General features: G+C 70.2%; 21 protein-coding genes. 8 read left to right on the top strand and 13 right to left on the bottom strand.

What is annotated here, in order from left to right; translation table 11 throughout:
• Positions 1 to 806 precede the first annotated feature (806 nt).
• A complete protein-coding gene (locus tag CLT68_RS06455; RefSeq protein WP_099849481.1) occupies positions 807 to 1,889 on the top strand; it encodes a hypothetical protein in 1,083 nt (360 codons plus the stop codon).
• Between the two features lie 271 nt (positions 1,890 to 2,160).
• The gene (locus tag CLT68_RS06450) at positions 2,161 to 3,342 is read left to right on the top strand and encodes a Cmx/CmrA family chloramphenicol efflux MFS transporter (RefSeq protein WP_099849479.1); all 1,182 of its coding nucleotides are present in this window, start codon (positions 2,161 to 2,163) and stop codon (positions 3,340 to 3,342) included.
• Between the two features lie 42 nt (positions 3,343 to 3,384).
• On the opposite strand, the gene CLT68_RS06445 is transcribed toward CLT68_RS06450, so the two are convergent.
• Together CLT68_RS06445 and CLT68_RS06440 are read right to left on the bottom strand one after the other, a co-directional pair.
• Positions 3,385 to 4,389, bottom strand: coding sequence for a D-alanine--D-alanine ligase family protein (locus CLT68_RS06445; RefSeq protein WP_099849477.1), 1,005 nt, complete (start codon positions 4,387 to 4,389; stop codon positions 3,385 to 3,387).
• 7 nt (positions 4,390 to 4,396) lie between these two features.
• Entirely contained in the window at positions 4,397 to 5,710 is a 1,314-nt protein-coding gene (locus tag CLT68_RS06440) for an aminotransferase-like domain-containing protein (RefSeq protein ID WP_088950793.1), read from the bottom strand.
• A gap of 293 nt (positions 5,711 to 6,003) precedes the next feature.
• Between CLT68_RS06440 and CLT68_RS06435 the strand changes: the two genes are divergently transcribed.
• Entirely contained in the window at positions 6,004 to 6,669 is a 666-nt protein-coding gene (locus tag CLT68_RS06435; protein WP_088950792.1) for a GNAT family N-acetyltransferase, read from the top strand.
• Positions 6,670 to 6,709: 40 nt separating this feature from the next.
• On the opposite strand, the gene CLT68_RS06430 is transcribed toward CLT68_RS06435, so the two are convergent.
• From CLT68_RS06430 to murJ, 7 genes are all read right to left on the bottom strand, one after another.
• Positions 6,710 to 7,873, bottom strand: a complete 1,164-nt coding sequence (locus CLT68_RS06430; RefSeq protein ID WP_099849476.1) for an N-acetylmuramoyl-L-alanine amidase — start codon at positions 7,871 to 7,873, stop codon at positions 6,710 to 6,712.
• 172 nt (positions 7,874 to 8,045) lie between these two features.
• Positions 8,046 to 8,369: a thioredoxin gene (gene trxA / locus CLT68_RS06425; RefSeq protein WP_088950790.1), complete on the bottom strand. Its 324-nt coding sequence runs from the start codon at positions 8,367 to 8,369 to the stop codon at positions 8,046 to 8,048.
• Between the two features lie 31 nt (positions 8,370 to 8,400).
• Complete coding sequence (trxB, locus tag CLT68_RS06420) at positions 8,401 to 9,351, bottom strand: thioredoxin-disulfide reductase (protein WP_099849474.1); 951 nt, start codon at positions 9,349 to 9,351, stop codon at positions 8,401 to 8,403.
• 183 nt (positions 9,352 to 9,534) lie between these two features.
• A complete protein-coding gene (locus CLT68_RS06415; protein WP_099849473.1) occupies positions 9,535 to 10,551 on the bottom strand; it encodes a hypothetical protein in 1,017 nt (338 codons plus the stop codon).
• On the bottom strand, positions 10,548 to 11,258 hold the full coding sequence (gene sigM, locus CLT68_RS06410) for an RNA polymerase sigma factor SigM (protein ID WP_099849471.1): 711 nt from the start codon (positions 11,256 to 11,258) through the stop codon (positions 10,548 to 10,550). The genes CLT68_RS06415 and sigM overlap by 4 nt, the downstream gene beginning before the upstream one ends.
• Before the next feature lie 43 nt (positions 11,259 to 11,301).
• The gene (locus CLT68_RS06405; RefSeq protein ID WP_099849469.1) at positions 11,302 to 12,909 is read right to left on the bottom strand and encodes a protein kinase family protein; all 1,608 of its coding nucleotides are present in this window, start codon (positions 12,907 to 12,909) and stop codon (positions 11,302 to 11,304) included.
• Positions 12,910 to 13,355: 446 nt separating this feature from the next.
• A complete protein-coding gene (gene murJ, locus CLT68_RS06400) occupies positions 13,356 to 15,095 on the bottom strand; it encodes a murein biosynthesis integral membrane protein MurJ (protein ID WP_099849467.1) in 1,740 nt (579 codons plus the stop codon).
• A gap of 126 nt (positions 15,096 to 15,221) precedes the next feature.
• Between murJ and CLT68_RS06395 the strand changes: the two genes are divergently transcribed.
• Complete coding sequence (locus CLT68_RS06395; RefSeq protein ID WP_088950785.1) at positions 15,222 to 16,682, top strand: CCA tRNA nucleotidyltransferase; 1,461 nt, start codon at positions 15,222 to 15,224, stop codon at positions 16,680 to 16,682.
• 73 nt (positions 16,683 to 16,755) lie between these two features.
• On the opposite strand, the gene CLT68_RS06390 is transcribed toward CLT68_RS06395, so the two are convergent.
• Entirely contained in the window at positions 16,756 to 18,288 is a 1,533-nt protein-coding gene (locus CLT68_RS06390) for a flotillin family protein (protein ID WP_088950784.1), read from the bottom strand.
• 28 nt (positions 18,289 to 18,316) lie between these two features.
• Positions 18,317 to 18,823, bottom strand: coding sequence for an NfeD family protein (locus CLT68_RS06385; protein ID WP_099849465.1), 507 nt, complete (start codon positions 18,821 to 18,823; stop codon positions 18,317 to 18,319).
• Positions 18,824 to 19,184: 361 nt separating this feature from the next.
• Between CLT68_RS06385 and CLT68_RS06380 the strand changes: the two genes are divergently transcribed.
• Together CLT68_RS06380 and CLT68_RS06375 are read left to right on the top strand one after the other, a co-directional pair.
• Positions 19,185 to 19,670, top strand: a complete 486-nt coding sequence (locus CLT68_RS06380) for a methylated-DNA--[protein]-cysteine S-methyltransferase (protein WP_088950781.1) — start codon at positions 19,185 to 19,187, stop codon at positions 19,668 to 19,670.
• 29 nt (positions 19,671 to 19,699) lie between these two features.
• Positions 19,700 to 20,071, top strand: a complete 372-nt coding sequence (locus CLT68_RS06375) for a ribbon-helix-helix protein, CopG family (protein ID WP_099849463.1) — start codon at positions 19,700 to 19,702, stop codon at positions 20,069 to 20,071.
• Positions 20,072 to 20,133: 62 nt separating this feature from the next.
• Here CLT68_RS06375 and CLT68_RS06370 read toward each other — a convergent pair whose 3' ends face one another.
• Entirely contained in the window at positions 20,134 to 21,213 is a 1,080-nt protein-coding gene (locus tag CLT68_RS06370) for an inositol-3-phosphate synthase (protein ID WP_099849462.1), read from the bottom strand.
• 23 nt (positions 21,214 to 21,236) lie between these two features.
• Complete coding sequence (locus CLT68_RS06365; protein WP_088950778.1) at positions 21,237 to 21,875, bottom strand: PadR family transcriptional regulator; 639 nt, start codon at positions 21,873 to 21,875, stop codon at positions 21,237 to 21,239.
• A 175-nt stretch (positions 21,876 to 22,050) separates the two neighbouring features.
• Between CLT68_RS06365 and CLT68_RS06360 the strand changes: the two genes are divergently transcribed.
• Both CLT68_RS06360 and CLT68_RS06355 read left to right on the top strand, forming a co-directional pair.
• Positions 22,051 to 22,500: a DUF5318 domain-containing protein gene (locus tag CLT68_RS06360; RefSeq protein WP_088950777.1), complete on the top strand. Its 450-nt coding sequence runs from the start codon at positions 22,051 to 22,053 to the stop codon at positions 22,498 to 22,500.
• Between the two features lie 197 nt (positions 22,501 to 22,697).
• Complete coding sequence (locus CLT68_RS06355; RefSeq protein WP_099849460.1) at positions 22,698 to 25,556, top strand: transglycosylase domain-containing protein; 2,859 nt, start codon at positions 22,698 to 22,700, stop codon at positions 25,554 to 25,556.
• The last annotated feature ends 81 nt before the right edge of the window (positions 25,557 to 25,637 follow it).

The raw sequence follows: 25,637 nt of genomic DNA, 5'->3' as shown, positions 1-25,637 counted from the left end.
AGCGGCAGCCCACCCGCCTGCCGTCGCCCGTCGCCCCTCGTATCGCGGCCTCGGTCTGCGCCTGTCCCGGCCTGGCCACCTCGCAACGCCCCGCCCTTGGTCGTGCTGACCGCGCCCCTCGTCGCGCTGTCCGCCCTCGTCGTTGCCCGCGCCCTCGTCGTGCTGCCCGCCCTCGCGTTGTCCGTCGACCCTGCACCGTTGGGGGCCTTGCGGTGCGACCGTCCCGCTCGGCTGGCACCTCGACAGGCGGCCTTCCGCCGCCTGTTCTCGTCCCACGGTGCACGTCACCTGGCTGCGCCTTGAGCGGGGTGGACGGCGTCGCTCGGCCCGGAGTGGGAGGCAGTGCCCCTGGGGAAACCTCTCAGGGGCTGAGCCCGGTGGAACTCCACGCGGCTGAGGCAGCGGTTCGATCCAGGACCGCTTCGGCACCCCGGCAGGGCGACCTTCTCCCGTTGGGAACGGAATCCGAAGCTCCAGCGCAACCGAGTCGAACGGCAACGCCCCGATGCGTCTGCGAACCCTCGCCAACGCCCCCGCAGGCAGTTCGCGGACAACGACCGACGGCCCGAAAAGTTATCCACACCCTTTGTCCACAGGCACCCCCTGTTTCACGTGAAACAGCGCGTGGGAGCGGGTGCGAGCCTGTGGATGACGGCCTGTGTTGAGGATCTCGGCAGCCTGTGGATATCGCTTCACGGCGCAGCGGTGACACCGTGTACCCGGTCGACGACAGGCACTGATTCCGCAGGCCCGGACCGATCATTCAGGTAGGGACAGCGGTGCCAGACTCGGTTAGGGTCAGCGTCGTGCACGACACCCCTCCCTCAGTCCCGGACTTCACCCAGTGGCCGTCGTTCCCCTTCGAGGGCGATCTCCACGTGAAGCAACTCGATGATCCGGTCCCGGTCGAACCGCCCCGGAAGGGCGAGGGTCTCCGGGAATGCACCGCCTGCAACGCACCCGACGATGCCTACATCTGGGTGGGAGAGCGCTGGCGGGTACGCGCCATGGACCGGCCCACCGGGCTGCCCATGGTGCTCATCCTGGAATCGCGGACACACCTCGACCTCGGCGATCTGCCGAACCTGCTCGCCGCCGAGCTGGGCGTGATGACCGTTCGTCTGGAGCGGGCAATCCGGTCCCTCGACGGGGTGGCGCGAGTCCACGTCAACCGGTGGGGCGACGGCTCGGCCCACCTGCACATGTGGTTCCTCGCTCGGCCGTACGGTCGCCTCCAGCTGCGGGGCACCTTCCTGTCACTGTGGGACTCGATCCTGCCGCCGATCTCCGAGGCGCAGTGGCGGGAGAACCTGGCGCTCGTCGCCGCCTGGCTCGCCGAGTTTGGCGGTCGCCCACTCGCCGAGCCGCCCCGCATCCAGTGGCAGGCACCGTCCAGCCTCCTGGCTCAGTCCGAAGCTGCGGATGCCGCTGCCGCCGATGCCGCAGCGGCGGCTGCTGCTGCCTCGGTCATCGAGGCGGCGGAGGAGATCCCCGAACCAGCGGGCTCCACTTCCGGCGTCGATCCGACCGACGGCGACACGGCACCCTCAGCGGATCCTGTGGACGGGGACGCCGACGCCGGGTCCACGGTCGCCGACACCGCTCAGACGAGCGAAACCGCCAGCCCGGCACGAGCCGGCAACGCGGCGAGCAGCGCGCCCGCCGGCACGACATCGTCCGGCGCCTCAACGTCCGGCACGACACCATCTGGCGTCTCGGAGTCCGGCACACTAACGTCCGGCGTCGCCGGCGCGGTGCCCGCCAACGGACCCGCGATTCTCCGGGGAGCCGCGGTCCGGAACGATCCGGAGGGCGAGGCTGCTGACAAGGCCACCGCCGGCGCGCTGGATGAGGCACCCCGCAGGGCCGCTCCGAACAGCGACGCCTAGAGCGTCGGTGCCCCGGGGCGCAAGGTTGACGACACGCGCGCCGGGCGGAAACCGGTTGCTTGGTGACCGGCGGTTTTGAGTAGTGTTTGCGCCATGTCGAGCCCTGAGGCATCCAAGGTGGGGGTTTTCGGTCACGCCGTCAGCCCCCTGAACCACTGAGTTCATAGTCCGCTTCCCAGCAGCCTTCGCTGCATGGGGATTTGCGCGCACCCTTGGGCGCTGGCCGCGGTGACGAGACGTCTCCTCGTTCTCTCTCACCTCGGAGTTCTTGATGCCTCTGCCGCTGTACCTGCTTGCCGTGGCGGTCTTCGCCATGGGCACCTCGGAGTTCATGCTTGCCGGCCTGGTGCCGGACATCGCCGCAAGCCTCGACGTGTCGGTCGGGGCTGCCGGGCTTCTGACTTCGGCGTTCGCTCTCGGGATGATCTTCGGCGCGCCACTGATGGCGGCGCTTGCGCGGTGGTGGCCTGTCCGGGCCAGCCTGCTGTGCTTCGTGCTGGTTTTTGCCGTCGCCCACGTCGTAGGCGCTCTCACGACGAGCTTCGCGGTTCTGCTGATCACCCGGGTGATCGCCGCCCTGGCCAACGCGGGCTTCCTTGCTGTGGCACTGAGCGCGGCGGCCACGCTCGTCGCATCTGACCAGAAAGGGCGTGCGCTGGCGGTGCTGCTCTCGGGTACGACGGTGGCCACCATCGCTGGAGTTCCCGGCGGCGCAATCCTCGGCACGGTGCTCAGCTGGCGGGCAACCTTCTGGGCGATCGCACTGCTCTGCCTTCCCGCTGCCTTCGGTGTCATGAAGGGCATCCCGGCCCGTGTCGGAAAGACCTCTCGGGACACTCCGGCTGGCTCGTCTCTTTGGAACGAGATCGCCCAGCTCGCGATGCCCAGGCTGGTCCTGGTCATGTTGCTCGGTGCCCTCGTCAACGCGGCCACCTTCGCCACATTCACCTTCCTGGCACCGATCGTGACTGACACGGCCGGCTTGGGCGAGCTGTGGGTCTCGGTCGTGCTGGTGCTCTTTGGTGTTGGGTCCTTCCTCGGCGTCACCCTCGCGGGACGGCTCTCCGATCAGCGTCCCGGCCTCGTGATCGCAGTCGGTGGCCCGTTGCTGTTGCTCGGCTGGTTCGCGTTGGCGACCCTGGCTGCCCAGCCGGTGGCGCTTCTGCTCCTCGTGTTCGTGCAGGGCACGCTTTCCTTCGCGTTGGGCAGCACCCTGATCGCCAGGGTCCTCTATGAGGCAGCAGGCGCTCCCACCATGGGTGGTTCGTATGCGACCGCGGCGCTCAACATCGGTGCCGCTGGCGGCCCTGCCGTTGCCGCAGCGACGCTCGGGGCCAACGCCAACGACCTTGGCCCGGCGTGGGTCAGCGGCCTCCTGGTTACGGTCGCACTGCTCATCGCCCTGCCGCTGCGGCGGTTCATCGCACCCCGCGTCGGCCAGGCGATTCGATGACCCACGCGAACGCCTCGACAGGGGGTGCCTGAGGTGAGCAGATCAGGAAGTGGTGAGGCGAGCCGCTGCCCGGGTGACCAGCGTGCCGAGGAGTCGGCCGAAGTCCAACCCCGCCGCCTGCACGGCGAGCGGCAGCAGTGACGTCTCGGTCATCCCCGGCGAGACGTTGACCTCCAGCACGTGCGGCTGGCCCGAGGCGTCCACGATCACGTCGACGCGGGAGAGGTCCCGCAGGCCGAGTGCGGTGTGCGCGGCGAGGGCCACGTCGGCGACCGTGGCGGCCACCTCCGGGTCCAGCCGGGCCGGCGCGTGCCAGGTGGTCCGGCCGGCCGTGTAGCGGGCGGCGTAGTCGTAGACGCCGTTGCGCGGCACGATCTCCACCGGCGGCAACGCCTGCGGTCCGTCGCCGAGGTCGACAACGGAGACCGCCACGTCCATGCCGGGCACGTACCGCTCGACGAGCGCCGTGGAGTCGTACGCGAAGCAGCCGACCATCGCCGCGGGCAGCGCCGCCGCGTCGCGGACCACCGCGCCACCCAGCCCCGACCCGCCCTGGGCGGGCTTGACCATCAGGGGCAGGCCCAGCCGGTCGACGATCCGGTCCAGTACGGCGACCGCGCCCAGCTCGGAGAAGCGGTCGTGCGGCAGGGCCACCCAGTCCGGGGTGGGAATGCCGGCCTCGCGAAGCACGGCCTTGGCCGAGGGCTTGTCCCAGGCGACCCGGGAGGCGCGGGCATCGCAGCCGACGTACGGGATGTCGCACAGGTCCAGTACCCCGCGCAGCGAGCCGTCCTCGCCGGTGGCGCCGTGCAGTGCGATCACCACCGCGTCCGGTGGGTCGGCGGCCAGCGCCGGGAGCAGCGCAACGTCGGCGTCGCGCAGCTCGGCCTCCACCCCCACGGCGCGCAGCGCGTCGAGCACCCGGCGACCGGAGCGCAGTGACACGTCCCGCTCGTAGGAGAGCCCACCCGCGAGCACCACGACGCGTAGGTCGGGCGAGGCGACGGAATCGGTCACGAGGAGGCGCTCAACGGCGGTCGTACCCATGCCGGCATCATGCCAAGTCGGGCCCTGGCACGTCGGAGCCGGCCTGGCCGCGTCGGCCGGCGGCACCGCCCACGGCACCGAAGACGCGGCGCATCGCGATCTCCTGCTCCATCACACCGGACAGCCGGCGGACGCCCTCGCGGATCCGTTCCGGCGGCGGGAAGCTGAAGTTGAGCCGCATCGCGCCGGTGCCGGTGCCGTCGGCGTAGAAGCCGGTGCCGGGCACGTAGGCGACCCGGGCGGCGACCGCTCGCGGCATCATGGCCTTGGAGTCGAGCCCCTCGGGCAGGGTGGCCCACACGAAGAGACCGCCGGCCGGCGTGGTCCAGCTGGTGCCCTCGGGCATCAGGTCGGTCATCGCGTCGAGCAGGGCGTCCCGGCGCTCCCGGTAGACCTCGCGGTAGACCTTGAGCTGCTGCCGCCAGGGCATCGTACCCAGGTAGGTGGAGACGGCGGCCTGGGCGAAACCGCTGGGGCAGAGGATCTGGGCCTCGCTGGCGATGACCAGCTTGTCGCGGACCGCGTGCGGTGCCAGGATCCAACCGACCCGCAGCCCGGGCGCGAAGGTCTTGGAGAAGGTGCTGAGGTAGAAGACCCCGTCCCGGCGGCGGGCCCGCAGGGGCGCGGGGGCCTCACCCTCGAAACCCAACTGACCGTACGGGTCGTCCTCGACGACGAGCAGGCCGGCGCGCTCACAGATGTCGAGGACCCGTTCCCGGCGTTCCTCGCTGAGTGTCACACCGGTCGGGTTCTGGTAGGTGGGGATCGTGTAGAGGAACTTCACCCGACGCCCGGCACGGGCGAGGTCGGCGATGGCCGCCTCCAGCGCCTCCGGGACGAGCCCGTCCTCATCCATCGGTACGTGCACGACCTGCGCCTGGGCGGCCTGGAAGACGCCGAGCGCACCGACGTACGTCGGACCCTCGGCCAGCACCACGTCACCGGGGTCGAGGAAGAGCCGGGCCACCAGGTCCAGGGCCTGCTGCCCGCCCACGGTGACGACGACGTCCTCGGGAGAGGCGCCGCACGCGGCGTCGATCCCGGAGAGCGACATCACCTCGCAGATGCGCTCGCGCAGCTCAAGGGTGCCCTGGCCGATGCCGTACTGGAGGGTGGTCACGCCGTGCTCCGAGCCGAGCCGGCCGAGCATCTCACCGACAGCGTCCAGCGGAAGGGCGGCGATGTACGGTGCGCCACCAGCGAGCGAGACGACCTCCGGACGGCTGGCGACCGCGAACAGTGCTCGGATCTCCGAGGCGGTCATCCCGCGTACCCGCCGGGCGTACCGGTCGGTGTAGTCGTCGAGTGTCGTGCCGGTCATGACCTCACCTCGATCGCTGCTCGGGTGGCTCCCGCCCCGGGTACCCCACAAGCCGCTGACCATGGCGGCGGGACACCGATTGTCGATCCTAGTCCGCCGAAGCCGCCCCGCGACCGTGCCGAGACGGATCGACCACATGGCGGACCGTGTCCGGCGTCCCCGGTGGGGTGGGCATCTGCGCGTCCCCTCCCGCATCTCCGATCGTCGGCGTACGATCGCTCGTCGGGGGCAGGAAGGCGGCGCTGTCGTTCCATGCCGGTCTCACCACCGAGCCTATTGTGGGGATGCTCCATATGTCGCGACGTCTGGTCAGCCTGACCCTCGACACGTTGGAAGACCTCCCGCGCCCGTGCCGGCAGTGCGTCTACTGGGAGCTCGATCCGGTCTCCGCGGAGCGCGCCTGCGCCGCTGGCGATCCGGGCCTGGAGAAGGAGGCGTGGGTCTCCCAGACGCTGCTGGAGTGGGGCTCCTGCGGCAAGCTCGCGTACGTCGACGGCATGCCGGCCGGCTTCGTGATGTACGCCCCACCCGCCTACGTGCCCCGCTCGATGGCGTTCCCGACCTCGCCGGTCTCCGCCGACGCGGCACTGCTGATGACGGCCAACGTGGTCGCCGCGTTCGCCGGTGGCGGCCTGGGCCGGATGTTGGTGCAGGGCGTCGCCCGGGACCTGACCAAGCGGGGGATCAAGGCAATCGAGGCGTTCGGCGACGCCAAGTTCGGCGACGCGGACGACCCCTCGGGTGGCTGCGTGGCGCCGGTCGACTTCTTCCTCTCGGTGGGGTTCAAGACCGTACGTCCGCATCCGCGTTTCCCCCGGCTGCGCCTTGAGCTGCGTACGGCGCTGAGCTGGAAGTCCGACGTCGAGTACGCGCTGGAGAAGTTGCTCGGCTCGATGAGCCCGGAGACGTTGCTCCGCCCGGTCCGTCCCGCCCCGGCCACCCGTTCCACCAACGGTTGACCGCCGGGCTCGCGCGCGGCGACCGCACTCAGGCGGAGGGTCAGTCGACCACGGTGCCGGCGGCCACGACGGCCCGCAGTTCGCTGACGTCCAGCGAGCCGGTCGGAACGTCCCGTTCGATCGGGTAGTACATCCGCTGCACGGCAGCCACGATCGCCTCCACCACACGGTCCCGGAACCGGGGGTCGACCAGTTGGGCGCGGTCCGTGGGCGAGGTGAGGTAGCCGACCTCGACCCGGACGGCGGGCATCCGGGTCAGTCGCAGCAGGTCCCACGTCTTGGCGTGGGTGCGGCAGTCCCGCAGGCCGGCCCGGGCGACGATCTCCCGCTGCACGAGCCCGGCCAGACGCTCACCGGTCGCCGAGGTCACCCCGTTGTCGGTGCCGTAGTGGTAGGTCGCGACGCCCTCCGCATCCGGGTTGGCGTGGCCGTCCAGGTGCAGCGAGATGAACACGTCGGCGCCGAGTGAATTGGCCAGCTCGGCCCGGTCGGTGTCCGGCAGACAACGGTCGGGCGACGGCCCCCGGGTGAGCTGCACCCGCACCCCGGACGCGGCGAGCCGCCCCTCCAACCGGCTGGCGAGGTCGTGCACCAGGTCGGCCTCCGTCCAGCGCAGCGGCCCGTCGGGCACCACCATCCCGGGGTCGGTGCCACCGTGACCCGGGTCGATGACCACCGTCTTGCCGACCAGCGCCGGCCCGGACTGCCGGATCGCGTCAGACTCGCGTAGCCACTGCGGGCGGCCACCGACCACCTTGCGGCCGATCCGGCGCAGCGCGTTCATGGTGTGTGGGCCGCAGGAGCCGTCGGGGGTGAGACCGACCTCGCGCTGGAACTGGGCCACAGCGCGGGACGTCCGGACGCCGTAGATGGCGTCCGCGCGGCCCACGTCGTACCCCATCTCCAGCAGTCGCTCCTGCAGTGACCGGACGTCCTCGCCGGTGAGCGCCTCGGGGACCGCGTGGTAGAGGGTGCGGGCGCCGAGCCGCCAGCGGGCGGCGTCCAGGGCGCGCCAGGTCTCCGCCCCGACCCGGCCGTCCACGCTGAGCCCTCGGGACTGCTGGAACGCCCGGACGGCCCGCTCGGTGTCCAGGTCGAACTCGTCGGCGTGCGGCCCGGCTGCGGCGAGCAGGTCGAGGCCGATCAGGATGGTACGAATCTCCGTGACCGCGGGTCCCCGGTCACCGGGTCGGATCGGACGCACGCACGACCCCCTCTGCACGACGCTGGCTGGCCGGGCGGCCCAGGCTTGAGGCTATGCGTTCCGGGGCGGTGAGGTGGCTGGGGCCAGGAAAAACGTCGCCGGTGCGGCCCGGGAGACAACGAAACCCCGCACCCGGCGAGCGGGTACGGGGTCCGGTTGGTGTTCCTGCTGGTCAGAGGGCCGATTCGATGAGCTTGACCAGCTCACCCTTCGGCTTGGCGCCCGCGATCGACTGCACCGGCTGGCCGTTCTTGAAGACGGTGAGCGTCGGCACCGACATCACGCGGTAGGCCCGCGCGGTCTCCGGGTTCTCGTCGATGTTGAGCTTGACGATGGTGACCTGGTCACCCATCTCGCCGGCGATCTCCTCGAGCAGCGGCGAAACCTTGCGGCAGGGGCCGCACCACTCGGCCCAGAAGTCCACCAGAACCGGCTTGTCAGCCTGCAGCACGTCGGCGACGAAACTGGCGTCCGTGACCGCCTTGGTCTTTCCCACTATGGCCCCTCCTCAGATGTGTTCGGTTGCTTCAGCTGAGCGTCGCGATGAACCGCTCGGCGTCGAGCGCGGCGGCACAGCCGGTGCCGGCCGCGGTGATCGCCTGGCGGTAGGTGTGGTCGACGAGGTCGCCGGCGGCGAAGACACCCGGCACGTTGGTGCGGGTGCCGGGGGCCTGGACCTTGACGTAGCCCTCGTCGTCCATCTCGACCTGACCACGGAAGAGCTCGCTGCGGGGGTCGTGGCCGATGGCCACGAACACGCCGGTCACGTCCAGCACCTTGGTCTCGCCGGTGTGCACGTTGCGGACCCGTACGCCGGTGACCTTGCCGTCGTCGCCGAGGATCTCCTCGACGGTGCTGTTCCACTCGACCTTGATCTTCTCGTTGCTCAGCGCCCGGTCGGCCATGATCTTGCTGGCCCGGAACGAGTCACGCCGGTGGATGATGGTGACCGACTCGGCGAAGCGGGTGAGGAAGCTGGCCTCCTCCATCGCCGAGTCGCCGCCGCCGACGACCACGATGTGCTGGTTGCGGAAGAAGAAGCCGTCGCAGGTGGCACAGGAGGAGACGCCGTGGCCCAGGTATTCCTGCTCGCCGGGCACGCCCAGCGGCCGCCACGCCGAACCGGTGGAGAGGATGATGGAGCGGGCCCGGTAGGCGGTCTCGCCGACCCAGACGGTGCTCACCGCGCCGGAGCCGGCGTCGCCGGTGTCCACCAGCTCGACACGGGTCACGTCGTCGGTGAGGAACTCGGCGCCGAACCGCTCGGCCTGCTTGCGCATGTTGTCCATCAGCTCGGGGCCGAGGATGCCGTCAGCGAAGCCGGGGAAGTTTTCCACCTCGGTCGTGGTCATCAGCGCACCACCCGACTGCACGCCCTCAATGATCAGCGGCTTCAGGTTGGCGCGGGCGGCGTAGACCGCCGCCGTGTAGCCGGCCGGCCCGGAGCCGATGATGATCAGGTTGCGGACCTCGTCCACTGCCGTCTCCCGAGTTGTGTGTGTTCGGCGTCGGCGCGAGCACCGATGCCGATCCGAGTTGCCGACGCCTGGGTGGGGCCGGCAGCTGACTTCCAGAACGTCATCGTACGAACCGGGGATTCCCGAGCCGGGCATCCGGTGGGTCAGGTCACGTGGCCGGTCTTTGTGCCGTTGACCGTGGATTCACCCTACCCGCGCCGAATACCGGCTGTCCGAGGCGGACCCGGGCACTCCGCACTCCGGGCCGCTCACCCAGGCCCAACGAGCTCCGGTCGCGTCGGTGAAGCGGATGACCAGGGCCTGCTCGCCCTGGAACCGCGCGTAGTCGAGCACCTCGACCGTCAGTGGAGCGTTGCCGTGCTCGGCCGCCACGTCAGCCAGGCAGGTCGCCAGCGCGGCCTCGTCGGTCAGCCGGGCCAACTGGGTCAGCCCGTCGCCGGCGGGACGCCGGCCTTCCTCGTCGTCCACCTCCGGCTGGGTGCCGGGGGTGTTGCCGGTCACTCGGCTGGGAGTCGCTGTGCTCAGCGTGCCGACATCCGGCTCGTTGCCGAGGCTCTGCGGGGTGTAGTCCGTACCGCTGCGCAGTGCGGGCCCTGTGGTGCGGACCGCGCCGGCCGCCGCGGCGTCCGCGGGTGCTCTGGCCGGCCGGTCCTGGGCGCTGGTGGCACTGGTGTCGTCCGAGACGCCCGTCGCCAACTGGTTGAGGCCCAGCGCGACTGCGACGACGGCGACCGTGGCGGCGGCCACCGGTGCGCCACGGCGGGCCCATTCACGCCAGCGGCGACCAGGGACGGTGGATGCCCGGCGTCCCGACCTGGACGAGGCGGGGGTGGTGGGCCGGCGACCGGCCCCGCCCTGCACCGGTACGACCAGCGGCGACCCGGTGTCGGCGGCCGGGTCGACCCCGGGCGCGGTCTGCTCGGCGGAGGGGTCGTCCGACGTCGGCTCCGCGGCGGCCAGCGCGGCGGAGAGGCGGTCGACGATCGCCTGCGGCATCTCCGGTGACGGCTCAGCCAAGCGGGTCAGGCTCGAACTGACCTCCGTCAACGCGGGAGCCAGCAGTGCGTACGCCTCGGCCCAGGCCGGGTCCGCGGACACCAGCTGGGCGACCTCCTCCTGCTGCGGGGTGCCGTCCAACGCCCCGCCGAGGTAGTCAGCGAGGAGGTCGTCGTCGACCTCCCGGAACCCCTCGGTCGTCACGTGTCCTCCTGGTTGGCGTCCCGCCGGTATCGGCTCGACCCCGATCCGACGCCCTCGGCCGGGCCTGGGTTCCCCGGCGTGACGCCGGGCACGTCACCGACCATCTTGGCTGGGTCCGATCGTGCCGAGGGCGTTGCGGCCACGGCAGGGCGGAGATGCCCGAGCAGCACCGCCAGACGGGCCCGGCCCCGGGCGCACCGACTCTTCACAGTGCCCTCGGCGACGCCGAGGATGCGGGCGACCTCGGCGACCGGATAGCCCTGTACGTCGACCAGCACCAGGGCGGCGCGTTGCTCAAGGGGCAGCGCGGCGAGTGCCTCGCGGACCACCAGCACCGTGTCGTGGTCCGTGGCCGGTGCCGCCGGCTCCAGCCCGCCGGTGCCGTCCTCGGCCCGGTTGCCGTCCGGCAGCGGCACTGTGGGGTGCGCCTGTCGGCGTCTGATCCGGTCCAGGCAGGCGTTGACCACGATCCGGTGCAGCCAGGTGGTGACGGCGGAGTCGCCGCGGAACCGGCCCGCCGCCCGATGCGCCGACAGCAGGGCGTCCTGGAGTGCGTCGGCTGCCTCCTCGCGGTCGCCGAGCGTCCGCAGCGCCACCGCCCACAACCGGTCGCGGTGCCGGCGGAACAGTTCGGCGAAGGCGTCCCGGTCCCCGGCGACGTGCGCGCGCAGCAGCTCCAGGTCCGTTGCGGCGACACGCCCGCCCATCACCGCGTCCAGCGAATGCGATGCCCGGATCGTGGCGCCCGGCTCACGACCCCTGGACCGTAATCTCCTGCACCCCAAGCTTGAAGCCACCCTCGGCCGGAGCCAACTCGGTGATCCAGAACAACAGGTACTGGTATTTCTGGTCGGCGTCGAAGCCGTTGAACGTCATGGTGGTGCCGTCGTGGTCCTCGAACGGCTGGCCGATGGCGGTCTTGTAGTCCAGCTCCAACTGCTTGTCACCGCTGGAGCTGGACGGCGGGTTGGTCGTGCCGGCGAGGAGTTGGGCGGACGCGCCGGTGGCCGACAGGATTGCCTGCACCGACTTGACGGTGTGCGGCTCGCCGAGGTCGATCCAGACGCCCATGCCCTTCTTCAGGTTGCCGAAGTTGGGCCGGTCCCGGTAGGTCTCGGTCTCCCAGCCCTCGTCCTCGTCACCGTCGATGACCTTCTCGGCGCCGTCGACCTCACTACGGTTCTTGCTGTACGGGTCGATGATCCGGACGCCCTTGACGGCCAGCTTGCGGACCGCGGTGGCGGCCGGGGTGGCATCGCCGGCCGGGGCGCTGGAGGTGGGAGCGGGAGGCTGGTTGGCCTGCGGGTCCTTGTCGCCGTCGCCCAGCGTGCTGATCCCGATCAGCAGACCGACCAGGGCGACGGCCAGCAGGCCGGCGATGCCCACGGCGACCTTGCGACCACCGGCAGCGGCCAGTGGCGACGGCTCTTCCTCGGTGTCGGCGGCGAACCGCAGCGGCCCACTGTTGTCGAGGTAGTGCTCCTCCTCGGCCGGCACGTCCAGTCGGGCAAGCTCGGCGGCGAGCACATCGGACGACGGCGGCGCGATCTCGGCGTCGAGCAGATCCATGGTCAGGTCGTCCAGGTACGCGGGAACACCCGCCCGGACCTGGCGAGGTGCCGCGATGGCGCCCCCGGCGTCGCGAACGGCGTCCGGGATGGCGGCCCGGCCGTGGCCGGCGGTGGCGCCACGCAGCGGTGCCTCGGCGTGCGGCCAGTAACCGGTCAGGGCAAAGTAGAGGACACCGCCGACCGCCCGGATGTCGTTCTCCTGGCTGTCGTCGCCATCGGTGCGGGCGTCCGCCAGGACCACGCGGCCCTCGTCACTGATCATGACGGTGCCAGGGTGGACGTTGCCGTGCACCATGCCGGTAGCGTGCACTGCGGCGAGAGCGCTCGCGACGGCGTTGCCGATCGCGGTGGCCCGGGCCGGGTCCAGTGGACCGTCGGCCGCAAGGTCCCGCAGGGACTGCCCGTCGACCCACTCGCGCACCACGTACGCGCGGTCGGCCTCGTCGATCGCGTCGTAGACGCCGACCAGGTTGGGATGGATGACCCGGCTGGCCGCGACGGCCGCCTGAAGCATTTCGGTGGCGGAGTCGCCGCCCGGGTAGCGCAGCACCACCGCGACGGGACGACGCAGGATGACGTCGACCCCGCGCCAGACCAGCCGACCCGCGCTGTCGTTGTTGATGTGCTCAACCAGCTCGTACCGCTCGGCGAGGACTTCACCGGCCGTGGGAGCACCGAAGGTCATGACCGGAGGAGCGCTTTCGTCCGCCTCCTGACCCTCGCCGACCTGGGTCACCCGTCCTCCCTCGGTGATCGTGTCGATCGATGGACCCGCACTGCTGGGCATGTGGCTTCCCGCTCTGCCGTTGAAGGAACCGGCCGACCGGTGTCGACGCGCAGCGTCGGCCCCTGCCGTACCCGTCGAGAGCGACCTTACCTGGGTTGCCCGTCTCCCCGACATGTCATCTTCCCGCCGTACCCGGCGGGTTCCCGGCAGTCGAAGAGCTCGTCCGGTTACGACCGTTGTCAGCCACGTTGCTGGCACATGTACTAGCTAATCTACGGCTTCACCGCAAGTGCCCGACGCCGGGGCTGGGCTGACGCGACCCCTCCCTACAACTGGCATCTTCCCACCGATTGGCCCGGCACGCTCAGCCGTACGGTTGGTTATCCACAGGCCGATGCGGTGGTTGACCGGCGAATCGCGGAGTTATCCACAGGTGCGTCCCCAGCCTGGTGATCCGCGGTCACGGTCCGTGTGTGCAGAAACTTTTTGTGATCGGGTGCTGACGGTCAGCGACCCAGGCGACGGCGGACCATGCCGACCACCTCGGTGATCTCACTGATCCGCAGCAGCATGGCCAGACCCAGGTAGGTCCCGCCGATGACCGCCCCACCAACCACCAACTGGATCGCCGCCTCGGTCCAACTGGGTGTGTCGTTGCCGGGGAGAACGGCGATCACCAACCATCCGATCAGCGCCGCGCCGAGCGCGGCGACCACGACCCGGCCGATGGTTCGCATGATGGCACCCAGACCGATCCGGCCGACCCGGGGCCGGAGCAACCAGGCGGAGGCCACCGCCGCCGCCAGGTAGGAGACCGCGTTGCCGATCATCATCCCGGCCGCCGCGAAGTGTGCGGCGAACGCGGCGAACAGCACGATCTGTACGCCGACCCGCAGCGCCACCACCGGGATGTTGATCAGAGCCGGGGTGCGGGTGTCCGGCAGCGCGTAGAAGGCAAAGGTGAAGAGCTGGCTGATGGCGAACGGCACCAGGGCGATTGCGGCGGCCAGCAGCACGGTGGACGTGGCCGTCGCGTTCTCCGCGCTGAACGCGCCATACCTGAAAACCACCACCGAGATGGGGGTGGACAGCACGGCGTAGCAGACCGCGATCGGCGCGAGCACCGCCGTGACCATCCGGACACCACGGGAGAGGTCGGCGGTGACGTCGTGGAACCGCCCGTCAGCTGCGGCGGCTGCCATCCGGGGCATCAGCGCGGTGATGATCGAGACGGCGATGATGCCGTGCGCCATCATCAGCAGCAGGAAGACGTTGTTGTAGATGAGGATGCCGGCCTGGTCCTCGCCCGCCGCTCGGGTGAGGAGATTGACCACCACGAAGAGGCCGAGCTGGTTGACGGCCACGTAACAGAACATCCAGGCCCCGAGCCGGGCCAGTTCACGCAGCCCCAGCTCGCGGAAGTCGAACCGCCACTTCCAGCGGAAGCCGACCTTGCGCAGCGCCGGCAACAGCCCGGCGGTCTGTACCGCCACGCCGAGCAGGGTGCCGCCACCGACCAGCAGGACCCGGCCGGCGTCCATCTCCGACGGCTGTAGCCCCTTCGCCCCGTACACCAGGATGTAGAGACCGAAGACGCCGATCACCACCAGGTTGTTGAGGATGGGCGCCCACATGGGCGCGGCGAAGTGGCCCCGGGTGTTCAGCACCGCGGCGATCAGCGCGCTGACGCCGGTGAAGAACAGCATCGGCAGGATCAGCCACGACAGGTGCGTGATCAGCTCGGTGTAGGCCTTGTCCTTGCCGCTGGCGTAGATGGTGGTCAGCACCGGCGCCGACACCACGGCGATCAGGGCCGCCGCGGCCAGCGCCAGCACCGCGAGGCTGAGCAGCCGTTGGGCGTACGCCTCGCCCCGGTCCGCGTCGCTCTTGCGTCGACGGACCAGCACCGGGATGAGCACGCTGGTCAGCACCCCGCCGAGCAGGAACTCGTACACCTGATTGGGGAGGAAGATTGCGGTCGTGTAGGCGTTGCCGATCAGGTTGCCGAGGGCGGCACCGATCATCAGGTTCCGGATGAAGCCGGTGCCCCGGCTGACGAGGCTGCCGACCGCCATGACCGCGCTGTTGGCGGCGGCGCTGGTTTCGCCGACGACCTCGGGTGGGGGCGCCGTAGCCTCCACCCCGGGCTGGTTCAGCGGCTCCGCGGAGATGAAGATCGCCCCGTCAGCCGGCGGCACGTTACCGTCCGGCGTGGCGTTGGCGCTGCGGTAGAGCCCGCCGCTCATCTCCAGCCTCCCAGGGGTACGTCGAGCCGGACACCGACCCGCACGCCACAGACCATAGTCAACCCCCACCCGTTACCCGCGCCCGGCGGATCGGATCACACCCTGGCCCGATAAGCTGGCGATCCCATGTCCGAAGCTTCCGCTCCTCACGCCGCCGACCGCCGCGAACTCACCGCCGCGCAGCGCAACGCCGTCGCCGAACTGCTCCGGGTTTCCCCGGTCGCCGACGAGTTGGGCCGCCGCTTCGTCCGCGCCGGTCACGAGTTGCACCTGGTGGGTGGTTCGGTGCGGGATGCCCTGCTCGGCCGACTCGGGGACGACCTCGACTTCTGCACCGACGCGCACCCCGACGAGACGCTGCGGGTCCTCAAGGGCTGGGCCGAGTCGATCTGGGAGACCGGTCGGGAGTTCGGCACCATCGGCGCCCAGCGCGACGGCCTCCGGCTGGAGATCACCACGTTCCGCGCGGAGTCGTACGACCAGGTCAGCCGCAACCCGGTGGTGGTCTACGGCACCAGCCTCGACGAGGACCTGAAGCGGCGCGACTTCACCATCAACGCGATGGCGGTCAGCCTGCCGGAGCACCGGTTCACCGACCCGCACGGCGGGTTGGACGACATCTCGGCCAGGATGATCCGTACCCCGAGCACCCCCGGGGAGTCGTTCGGCGACGACCCGTTGCGGATGCTGCGGGCCGCCCGGTTCGCCGCCCAGTTGCGTTTCGCCGTGCACCCGGACGTGCACCGGGCGATGAGCGAGATGTCCGCCGACCTGGACCGGATCACCGCCGAGCGGATCCGCGACGAGTTCACGAAGCTGCTCTGCGGTGCTGACCCGATCACCGGGCTGCGGCTGCTGGTCGACACCGGGCTGGCCGAACGGTTCCTGCCGGAGCTGACCGGGTTGAAGCTGGAGATCGACGAGCACGCGCAGCACAAGGACGTCTACGAGCACACCCTGACGGTCGTCGAGAACGCGGTCTCCTACGAGGAGGAGGGCTGCGACTTCATCCTGCGGATGGCCGCCCTCATGCATGACGTGGGCAAGCCGGCGACGAAGGCTGCGGCCCCCGACGGTCGGGTCAGCTTCCACCATCACGAGGTGGTCGGCGCACGGCTGACCAAGGCCCGGATGAAGGCGATGCGCTACCCGAAGGAGGTCATCGCCAAGGTGACCGCGCTGGTCGCGCTGCACCTGCGCTTCTACGGGTACGGGCGGGGCGAGTGGACGGACTCGGCGGTGCGCCGGTATGTCGCCGACGCCGGTGACCTGCTGCCCCGGCTGCACAAGCTGACCCGCTCGGACTGCACGACTCGCAACCGGCGCAAGGCGGCCCAGCTCGCCGCCGACTACGACGCGCTGGAGGATCGGATCGCCCGGATCGCGGCCGAGGAGGACCTGGCCCGGGTCCGTCCCGACCTGGACGGCAACGCGATCATGGAGTTGCTCGGCGTACCGCCGGGGCCGGTGGTCGGGCGGGCCTGGAAGCACCTCAAGGAACAGCGCCTTGAGCACGGCCCTCTGGACCGTGACGCCGCGGAGGTCGAGCTGCTGCGCTGGGCCCGCGCCGAGGGCCTCGTCGAGTAGCCCTCGCACCGAACCCGAGTGGAACTGACGGGCGCCGCCCCGAACCGGGAGCGGCGCCCGTCTGCGTACGTCGTCAGCGGGTCTCGACGGCGGTCCCGTCCACGGCCGGGGCGCTCTTGCCGGTGGGGGTGCCGTTGCCGGCCGCGGACGCTGAGCCGAGCCGGGACAGCAGACCGGCCAGGTCGATCCCGGTCAGGTCGCTGCCGAGCTGGAGCCCCTGGGCCACGTTGCCGGCCACAGACTTCGTCAGCGACGACGCGCCGTCGGTGGAGATGACGGTCATCTTGTCGATCGCCCCGATCGGCGCGCTCGCCGCCTCGACCACCTGCGGCAGCACCTTGACCAGCAGGTCCAGCACCGCCGCCTCGCCGTAGGCGGCGAACGCCTCGGCCTTGCGCGCCATCGCGTCCGCCTCGGCCTCACCCTTGGCCAGGATGGCCGCGGCCTCGGCCTGACCCTCCCGCTCCACCGCCTCGGCGATGGCGGAGCGCCGACGCTGCTCGGCCTCACCTTCCTTGGCGCCCTCGATCGCGTTCGCCTCGGCGAGCGCGGCACGCCGGGCCCGCTCGCCCTCACCGGTGAGCCGCGCCTGTTCGGCGGAGGCCTGCGCGGCCGCGATGACCGACTGCCGCTGTGCGTCCGCGTGCAGCACCGCCGCGGCGCGGGACGCCTCGGCCTCCTGCTCCACCTTGTACCGGGCCGCGTCGGCGGGCTTGCGCACCTCGGTGTCCAGTTGGCGCTGCTTGAGTTCGGCGTTGCGCTCGGCGACCTTCTGCTGTTCGGAGAGGATCGCCTGGTCCCGTTCGGCCTGGGCCAGCGGCCCGGCGGCGGCGGACTTCGCCTTCGCCGCGTCGATCTCGGCCTGGATGCCGGCCTGCTTGAGAGACAGGTTCCGGTTCGCCTCCGCGATGGCCTCTTCGGCGAGCAGCCGCTCCTGCTCGGCCTGCTGCCGGGCCCGTGCCTCGGCGATGGCCGCGTCCTTGAGCACCCGGGCGGCCTCGGGCCGGCCCAGGTCCTGCAGGTAGGACCCTTCGGCGAGGATGTCCTGGAGTTGGAAGGTGTCCAGCACGAGACCCTGGTTGGTCATCGAGTGCTCGGCCTCCTCGGCCACCGCGCTGGCGAACGCCGCCCGGTCCCGGATGACCTCCTCGACGGTGAGCCGGCCGACGATCGAGCGCAGCGCTCCGGCGAGCACCTCCCGGGTGAAGTTGTCGATCTCGTCCTGTTGGTGCAGGAACCGCTGGGCAGCGGCCCGGATCGCGTCCTCGGTGCCGCCGACCTTGACGATCGCCACGCCGTGCAGGTCGGCGCGGATGCCCTGCTTGCTCACCGCCCCCCGGATGCCGACGTCGATCCGTCGGCTGGACAGGTCGAGCGACTGGAGCTTCTGCACCACCGGCAGCACGAAGACCGAGGCACCGAGCACGACCTTCTGCCCGGAGTTGTCGGTCGAGCGCCCGCCGTCGGCGGTCTGGGTGGTGCGACCCTTGCGGCCGGTGACGATGAACGCCTCGTTCGGTCCGGCCACCTTGATCCGGGAGAGCACGAAGAGCACCAGGATGAGCACGAGGAGGACCGCGCCACCGATGGCGATTAGCAGGGCCATATAAAGGAGTCCTGTCTACGAGGGGAAGTCAGTAGGTTTCGACCTGCACGCTGGTCTCGCTGAGCGCCTGCACCACGAAGACCTGGGCGCCGACCGGTATCGGCTGGTCAGCACGGGCGCTGAGCTTGACCGGTTGACCGGCGAGACGAATCCGTACCTCGCCGTAGCCGTCAACCGGCACCGGGGTGACGACCAGGCCGAGCGCACCGACCAGGTCGTCGCGGGTGGGGGTGGCGTCGGTGCGCATGTTCCGCGCCGCCCGGCTGAGTCGGGACGCCAACCAGGCGGTGGGCACGGCCGCGAGCACGCCGCCGACCGCCGCGCCGACGACCATGCCAGGGGTACGCGCACCGAGCAGTTCGTTGACGATGGCCGCGCCGAAGCCGAACGCGCCGGCGAAGCCGGCGACCGTCTCGACCGAGATCGGCCCGTCGACGTCTGCGTGCCCGAACTGGAACAGCTCGGTGCCGAGCAGGGCGAGCGCGAGCACACCGATGCCCGCCCCGCCGATGATCAGAAAGATGAGCGTCCCCATTGCCACGACCTGCACGGTATCGATGCCGCGCAAGCTCTGACAGCCCTGCGGACACAAGATGATCTACCGAGGTGGGTCGTCGGTGCTGACCAAACAGGGGCAGTGCTGACGGATCTTGGTGAGCTAACTACGCCTACTTCCCGCTGAGCACCGGCGGCGGCGGACACATCACGGTCTTCTACGCGGCTCTGCTTCTCCCGTTCTTCGCCGGTCGCAAGCTCTACCTGGGCTTCCGGGACCGCGATCGGACCCGCGCCGAACGGGCCGCTGGCGGAGGCGATCCGGGCTGCCGAGGAGTGGCGTTCGGCCCGCCGCTGGTAGCCGGGCGGGCCAGGAAGTCCGAGACAGGGAGAATGGGTGGATGCGCTGGACCGTGCTCGACTCACCGATCGGCGAGTTCTCCGTCGCCACCGACGGCACGAGCGTCTGCGGCGCCCATTTCGGGCGGGTCGAGGCGGCGGCGGACGATCCTGACCACGAGGTGTCCCGGCAGGCCGTCGCCGAGCTGCGGGCGTACTTCGCCGGCGAGCTGACCGCGTTCACCGTGCCGGTGTCGATGCCGCGCGGCTCCGACTTCGAACGGGCCGTGTGGCGGGAGATGACACGCATCCCGTACGGGGAGACGCTGACGTACGGCGATGTGGCGCGTCTGGTCGGCGATCCCGGAGCGGCACGGGCGGTGGGAGTGGCCTGCAACCGCAACCCGGTCCCGGTGATCGTGCCGTGTCACCGGATCGTCGGCGCGGGCGGCAAGCTGGTCGGTTTTGGCGGGGGCCTGCCTCGCAAGGTCAAGCTGCTGGAGCTGGAGGCCGGTGTCGCCCTACGACACACATGGTCGGGAGGTTGACGCCGGTCAACCAGTTATACAACTTCGGTATGGCCTTCACCCTGACCCTCAAGCCCGAAGTCGAACAGCGCCTCAAGGAGCTTGCCGAGGCTGAGCAGCGGTCGATGCACAAGACCGTGGAGGTGGCGATTCAGGCCTACCTGGATCGCCAGGTCTATCCGACCGTGCTCGACAAGTCGGCAGCGCTCCTGCATGGCCTGATGATGTGGCGACCACTCGACGTCTGGAACGCCGGACTTGGCTGGGCGGCGATGCGGGTGTTCCTGGCCCGGGCCGGCTTCGTTCTCGACAGGCCCGCGAAGGAGCGGATGGCGTTGACCGACGCGCTGGTCAGCGGCGAGGTCGACTCGGTTGACGAGTTGGCGCTGCGGCTGTCGCCGTACCTGGAGATGTCGAGCTGAACGCGGCGAGGGCCGGGTCCGTTTCGGACCCGGCCCTCGCCGGTGCTTGCTGTTTCAGCGGGTCAGCGCGCGACCTCGCCGGCGATGAACTCCTCGACGGCCTGGTGGGCGTCGTGGTCGGCGTACTGCACCGGCGGGGACTTCATGAAGTACGACGAGGCCGACAGGATCGGGCCGCCGATCTTCCGGTCCAGCGCGATCTTCGCGGCCCGGACGGCGTCGATGATGACGCCGGCCGAGTTCGGAGAGTCCCACACCTCGAGCTTGAGCTCGGCGTTGAGCGGGGTGTCACCGAACGAGCGACCCTCCAGGCGGATGTACGCCCACTTGCGGTCGTCCAGCCACGGCACGTGGTCCGACGGGCCGATGTGCACGTCGCTCTTGCTCATCTCGTGCGGGATCTGCGAGGTGACCGACTGGGTCTTCGAGATCTTCTTCGAGACCAGCCGCTTGCGCTCCAGCATGTTCATGAAGTCCATGTTGCCGCCGAAGTTGAGCTGGTACGTGCGCAGCAGCTCGACGCCGCGGTCCTCGAAGAGCTTCGCGAGTGCGCGGTGCACGATGGTGGCGCCGACCTGGCTCTTGATGTCGTCACCGACGATCGGCAGGCCAGCGTCGGTGAACTTCTGGGCCCACTCCGGGTCGGAGGCGATGAAGACCGGCAGGGCGTTGACGAACGCGCAGCCGGCGTCGATCGCGGCCTGGGCGTAGAACTTGGCGGCCTGCTCGGAGCCGACCGGGAGGTAGCAGACGACGACGTCGACCTGCGCGTCACGCAGCGCCTGCGCCACGTCGACGGGGGCGGCGTCGGACTCCTCGACGATCTCGCGGTAGTACTCGCCCAGACCGTCGAAGGTCGGACCGCGCTGCACGCTGACGCCGGTCGGCGGCACGTCGCAGAGCTTGATGGTGTTGTTCTCGCTGGCGACGATCGCCTCCGCGAGGTCCATGCCCACCTTCTTGGCGTCCACGTCGAACGCCGCGACGAACTCCACGGAGTTGACGTGGTAGTCGCCGAAGGCGACGTGCATGAGACCCGGGACGCGGTCGTTCGGGTTGGCGTTCCGGTAGTACTCGACGCCCTGAACCAGGGACGAGGCGCAGTTACCCACACCGACGATGGCGACGCGGACGGAGCCCATAGCGTCTGCCTCCTTCTTTTCTGTCACGGCCGCTCATTCCTGGTCTCTCCAGGCGGAGGCGGGCTGTTGTCTTCTCGTCGGCCGCCGGCTGTCCCGATGTTCGGGACCGTCGGGGCTCGGCCGGAGCGCTCGTTGGCGATGAGCTCCTCCAGCCAGCGGACCTCGCGCTCACAGGCATCAAGGCCGTGGCGCTGCAGTTCCAGCGTGTAAGCGTCGAGGCGCTCGGCCGCCCGGCCCAGCACGTCGCGAAGCCCTTCGCGACGCTCCTCGATCTTGCGGCGGCGACCCTCCAGAATGCGCAGGCGGGTCGCCTGGTCGGTCCGGGCGAAGAACGCGAAGTGCACCCCGAAGCCCGTGTCGTCGTACGTCTCGGGCCCGGCCTGTGCGATCAGCTGGGCGAAGCGTTCCTTGCCCTCCGCGGTGATTTTGTAGACCACCCGACCTCGTCGGCTGGTCAGCGCGGGGACCTCCTCGGCAGTGGCAGGCGTCTCATCAGCTTCGGTGATCCATCCCGCCGCCTGCAGCCTGCGTAGCGTGGGATAGAGCGAGCCGTAGCTGATCGCCGCCCGGATCGCGCCGAGTTTGGCGGTCAGCTCCTTGCGCAGCTCATAGCCGTGCATCGGAGACTCCTGCAGGAGGCCGAGGATGGCGAACTCAAGCACTGGCCACCCTCTCTTTACCCTCCGGCGTGGAGCGGTAACCGCCGCGATGTATCGGACCGATACATCGCACGTTAGCGGGTCGCGCGTGCCAGGGCAAACCCCCGTTCCGAGACGGTGCCGTCACGGATTGTGAGCGTGGTCGCCTGCTCGGGCCGGACCGCGTACCCTTCTTCGCATGCGTACGCAGCGCCAGGTCGTCGACTACTCGCTTCAGAAGCGAGCAGTGCTGCGTGAGCTCCTGGCCGGCCGGGTCGGCACGTACGACGTGTGCGACGCATCGCCGTACCTGAAGAACGCCGCCCGGTTCCACGGTGAGCCGACCGACCGACGCTGCCCGATCTGTCGCAGCGAGAACTTGACTCTCGTCCACTACATTTATGGCGACGAGCTCAAGCAGTCCGCCGGGCAGGCCCGGACACTGACCGAGTTGCCTGTCCTGGCGATGACGCTGCGTGAGTTCCAGGTCTTCGTGGTGGAGGTGTGCCTCGGTTGTGACTGGAACCATCTGGTCGAGCAGTACCTGCTCGGTCGGGACGGTCTGGCCGGCGACAGTGACGGCACCGGCGAGCAGGACGTGGCGGCCGCCGAAGGTGCGGGTCGGCGGAGGCGAGAGGCGCAACGGTGATCACAGCTGGTTGGACCGGCCCCGGGGCCGTAGACGAAACCCGGGACGGTCAACCGCTCGTTGGTCCGATTAGCCCTATTAATACGGCAAGTCCCCCGGTGAAACGGCACCCCCGTGCCGGTCTCCCGGGTGAAGCAACTCACGGCAACCCGGTGGCGGCGCAGTCGCGCCCCACCGCGACCGGCAGGGTGTGAGGAATGAACTCGTACGGCGATCCCAGTTCTGCGCGTGGACGGGCCCAGCACTCGGGCCCCGAGGGCGACCCCGGGCCGGTCGCGGACGACGCATACCGCCGCCCCGGCGGTGACTCCCGCGGGAATGGCTGGTCGGCTCCGGAGGCTGGCACGGCGACCCCGGGCCGCGCTTCGGTGACCCCACGGGCCGCCGGTGGGCGGGCCACGGTGGGCGGATCGGCCTCGGTGCCGCCGCGCGGCGCTGCTGCGGCCGGTTCCGCCTCGGTGGGCTCGGCAACCCCCGGCCGCGCAGGGCGGGCGTCGGTGCCGGTGTCGCCGGCACCGGGTGTGGCCGCCGGACGCGCCGGTGCGGGCCGGGCCTCGGTGCCCGTGTCCCCGGCGCCGGGCGCACCGGCAGGCCGAGCCGTGGTCGGCGCCGCCGCCGTCGGTGCCGCCCCGGCGGGCCGGGCCAGTGTCGGCTCCGCGTCGGTGGGTGGCCGCGCCGCCGTCGCCCGGGCGAGCGTCTCGCCGGTCTCCGGTGGGCCGGGCGGTCCCGGTGGTCCAGGTGGACCGAACGGGCCGGGCCGGGGCGGCCGTGGTGCGGGTGACCCGGGCGCCGCCCGACGGGCGAAGAAGCGCAAGCGGATGAACCTGCTGATCGCCGGTGTCGCGGTCTTCATCATGCTCGCGGGTGTCGGCGTGGTCGGGTTCACCTACTACTCGACCAACGTGGTCATGCCCAACGAGTTGCCGCTGCCGCTGTCCACCACTGTGTACGCCAAGGACGGCAGGACCCAGTTGGCCAAGCTGGGCAGCGAGAACCGCAGCTTCGTCACCATCAACCAGATCCCGTTGCACGTGCAGCACGCGGTGGCGGCAGCCGAGGACCGCAACTTCTACCGGCACTCCGGCGTCGACTACAAGGGCATCGTCCGAGCCGCGTGGAACAACGTCTCCGGCGGTGACAAGCAGGGCGCCTCGACGATCACCCAGCAGTACGCGCGCAACGCGTTCGAGAACCTCCAGGACGACTCGTACGGCCGCAAGGTGAAGGAGGCAATCCTCGCCTCCAAGCTGAGCGAGCAGTACGACAAGCCGGAGATCATGCAGCACTACCTCAACGTGATCTACTTCGGGCGCGGTGCCTATGGCATCGAGGCCGCGGCGCAGACGTACTTCAACAAGGCGGCGAAGGACCTGTCCGTGGGCGAGGGTGCGGTGCTCGCGGCGGTCATCAAGCAGCCGGTGCCGAGCGAGACCCACCAGGGGTTCGACCCTGCGGTCAACCCGACCGACGCCAGGTCACGGTGGGACTACGTGATCGCCGGCATGAAGAAGGAAGGCTGGGTGGACGCGCCCGGGCAGCCCGCTTCGCCCACCGAGTATCCGAAGGTGCCGCCGCCGAAGAAGGGCGGGAACGGGTTCGGTGTCGACAGCCCGAAAGGCAACGTCATCAACTACGTCCGCCAGGAGATGGACGCGATGGGCCTCTGCTCCGACAACGGCGCGGAGGGCAAGACGAGCTGCGTGGACGCGCTGCGCGACGGCGGCTACCGGATCACCACCACCATCGACCCGAAGCTGCAGACCGCCGCCGAGAACACCGCCATGCAGTCCAAGAAGGGTTCCGAGCTCAACGACCAGCCGAAGAACCTCATGGCGGCGGTGGTGTCGATCGACCCGTCGAAGGGTCGTGTGCTCGCCTACTACGGCGGTGACAGCGGCGCCGACTTCGACTACGCCGGCAAGAACACCGACAAGAACGGTGACCTGACTGGTGGACACCAGCCGGGCTCGTCGATGAAGGTCTACACCCTGGCCGCCGCGATCGAGGCGGGCATCTCGGTCAAGTCGCACTGGGACCCCACGCCGTACAAGCCCGAGGGCTCCGATGTGGCGATCGGCAACGCCGGCCGTACCAACCTCAAGTGCGGCAAATACTGCACCCTCGAAGAGTCGACGATCCAGTCGTACAACGTGCCCTTCTACTGGGTCACCAAGGAGCTCGGCGCCGCCAAGGTGGTCGACATGGCCCGGAAGGCCGGCGTGACCACCATGTGGGGCGTCGACCCGCCGCAGGCCTTCGACCTGTCGAAGAAGGGGCCGAACCCGTTCGACAACTACACCGGTTTCGGCAAGTACCCGATCACCGTGTTCGACCACGCCAACGCCCTGGCAACCTTCGCCAACGACGGCAAGTACATCAAGGCCCACTTCGTCGTGAAGGTGGAGCAGCAGGACAAGGACAGCGGCAAGTGGAAGGTCGTCGGCAGCGAGCGGATCAAGCCGGAGCAGCGGATTCCCAAGAAGGTCGCTGACGAAGTGACCGCTGTTCTGAAGCAGATCCCGCGCCCCAACAACATCTCGCTGGAAAACGGCCGCCAGGCTGCCGCCAAGACCGGCACCTGGGAGTACGACAAGGACGACAACTCGCACGCCTGGACGGTCGGCTACACCCCGCAGAACGCCACAGCGGTGTGGGTGGGCAGTCGGGACCCGAGGAAGCCGGAGATCCGGCTCACCGGCGGCAAGGACATTGGTGGTTCGACGCTCCCCGGCCCGATCTGGGAGAAGTTCATGAACGTCGCACTAAAGGGCCTGGAGGAGATCCCCCTGCCCAGCGTCACCGGCGAGGGTGACGTCACCAAGGGCAACGGCAAGGAGCCGCCGCCGCCGACCATCCCGGCTCTGCCGGGCGGCCCGACCTGTGATCCGCTGACCGACCCGTTCTGCCCGCGTGTCGGCGGCACCCCGGGCGGCAACCCCGGGGGTAACCCGGGCGGCAACCCCGGAGGCAACCCGGGCGGCAACCCCGGAGGCGGCGGAGGCGGCGGAGGCGGCGGTGGCGGACTGCTGCCCGGCCTACCACCCGAGCGAAACTGACCCGCACCGCTTCATGACGCCGCCGCCGGCCGGACGACCTGTCCCGGCCGGCGGCGGCGTTTTCATACCCGGATCTCCGCG

Source organism: Micromonospora sp. CNZ299, from assembly GCF_002754415.1.
Note: the sequence above shows the minus strand (reverse complement) of the source record. Positions and strands in the feature narration are given on the sequence as shown.

What these genes read in the sequence shown, in the direction of transcription:
- CLT68_RS06440 (WP_088950793.1), bottom strand. Translation starts at nt 5,710, where the DNA reads ATGACCGGCACGACACTCGACGACTACACCGACCGGTACGCCCGGCGG.
- CLT68_RS06360 (WP_088950777.1), top strand. Translation starts at nt 22,051, where the DNA reads ATGCGTACGCAGCGCCAGGTCGTCGACTACTCGCTTCAGAAGCGAGCA.
- sigM (WP_099849471.1), bottom strand. Translation starts at nt 11,258, where the DNA reads ATGGGCGGGCGTGTCGCCGCAACGGACCTGGAGCTGCTGCGCGCGCAC.
- CLT68_RS06385 (WP_099849465.1), bottom strand. Translation starts at nt 18,823, where the DNA reads ATGGGGACGCTCATCTTTCTGATCATCGGCGGGGCGGGCATCGGTGTG.
- CLT68_RS06435 (WP_088950792.1), top strand. Translation starts at nt 6,004, where the DNA reads ATGTCGCGACGTCTGGTCAGCCTGACCCTCGACACGTTGGAAGACCTC.
- CLT68_RS06445 (WP_099849477.1), bottom strand. Translation starts at nt 4,389, where the DNA reads ATGGGTACGACCGCCGTTGAGCGCCTCCTCGTGACCGATTCCGTCGCC.
- CLT68_RS06390 (WP_088950784.1), bottom strand. Translation starts at nt 18,288, where the DNA reads ATGGCCCTGCTAATCGCCATCGGTGGCGCGGTCCTCCTCGTGCTCATC.
- CLT68_RS06380 (WP_088950781.1), top strand. Translation starts at nt 19,185, where the DNA reads ATGCGCTGGACCGTGCTCGACTCACCGATCGGCGAGTTCTCCGTCGCC.
- CLT68_RS06370 (WP_099849462.1), bottom strand. Translation starts at nt 21,213, where the DNA reads ATGGGCTCCGTCCGCGTCGCCATCGTCGGTGTGGGTAACTGCGCCTCG.
- CLT68_RS06355 (WP_099849460.1), top strand. Translation starts at nt 22,698, where the DNA reads ATGAACTCGTACGGCGATCCCAGTTCTGCGCGTGGACGGGCCCAGCAC.
- CLT68_RS06395 (WP_088950785.1), top strand. Translation starts at nt 15,222, where the DNA reads ATGTCCGAAGCTTCCGCTCCTCACGCCGCCGACCGCCGCGAACTCACC.
- CLT68_RS06375 (WP_099849463.1), top strand. Translation starts at nt 19,700, where the DNA reads ATGGCCTTCACCCTGACCCTCAAGCCCGAAGTCGAACAGCGCCTCAAG.
- CLT68_RS06405 (WP_099849469.1), bottom strand. Translation starts at nt 12,909, where the DNA reads ATGCCCAGCAGTGCGGGTCCATCGATCGACACGATCACCGAGGGAGGA.
- CLT68_RS06450 (WP_099849479.1), top strand. Translation starts at nt 2,161, where the DNA reads ATGCCTCTGCCGCTGTACCTGCTTGCCGTGGCGGTCTTCGCCATGGGC.
- murJ (WP_099849467.1), bottom strand. Translation starts at nt 15,095, where the DNA reads ATGAGCGGCGGGCTCTACCGCAGCGCCAACGCCACGCCGGACGGTAAC.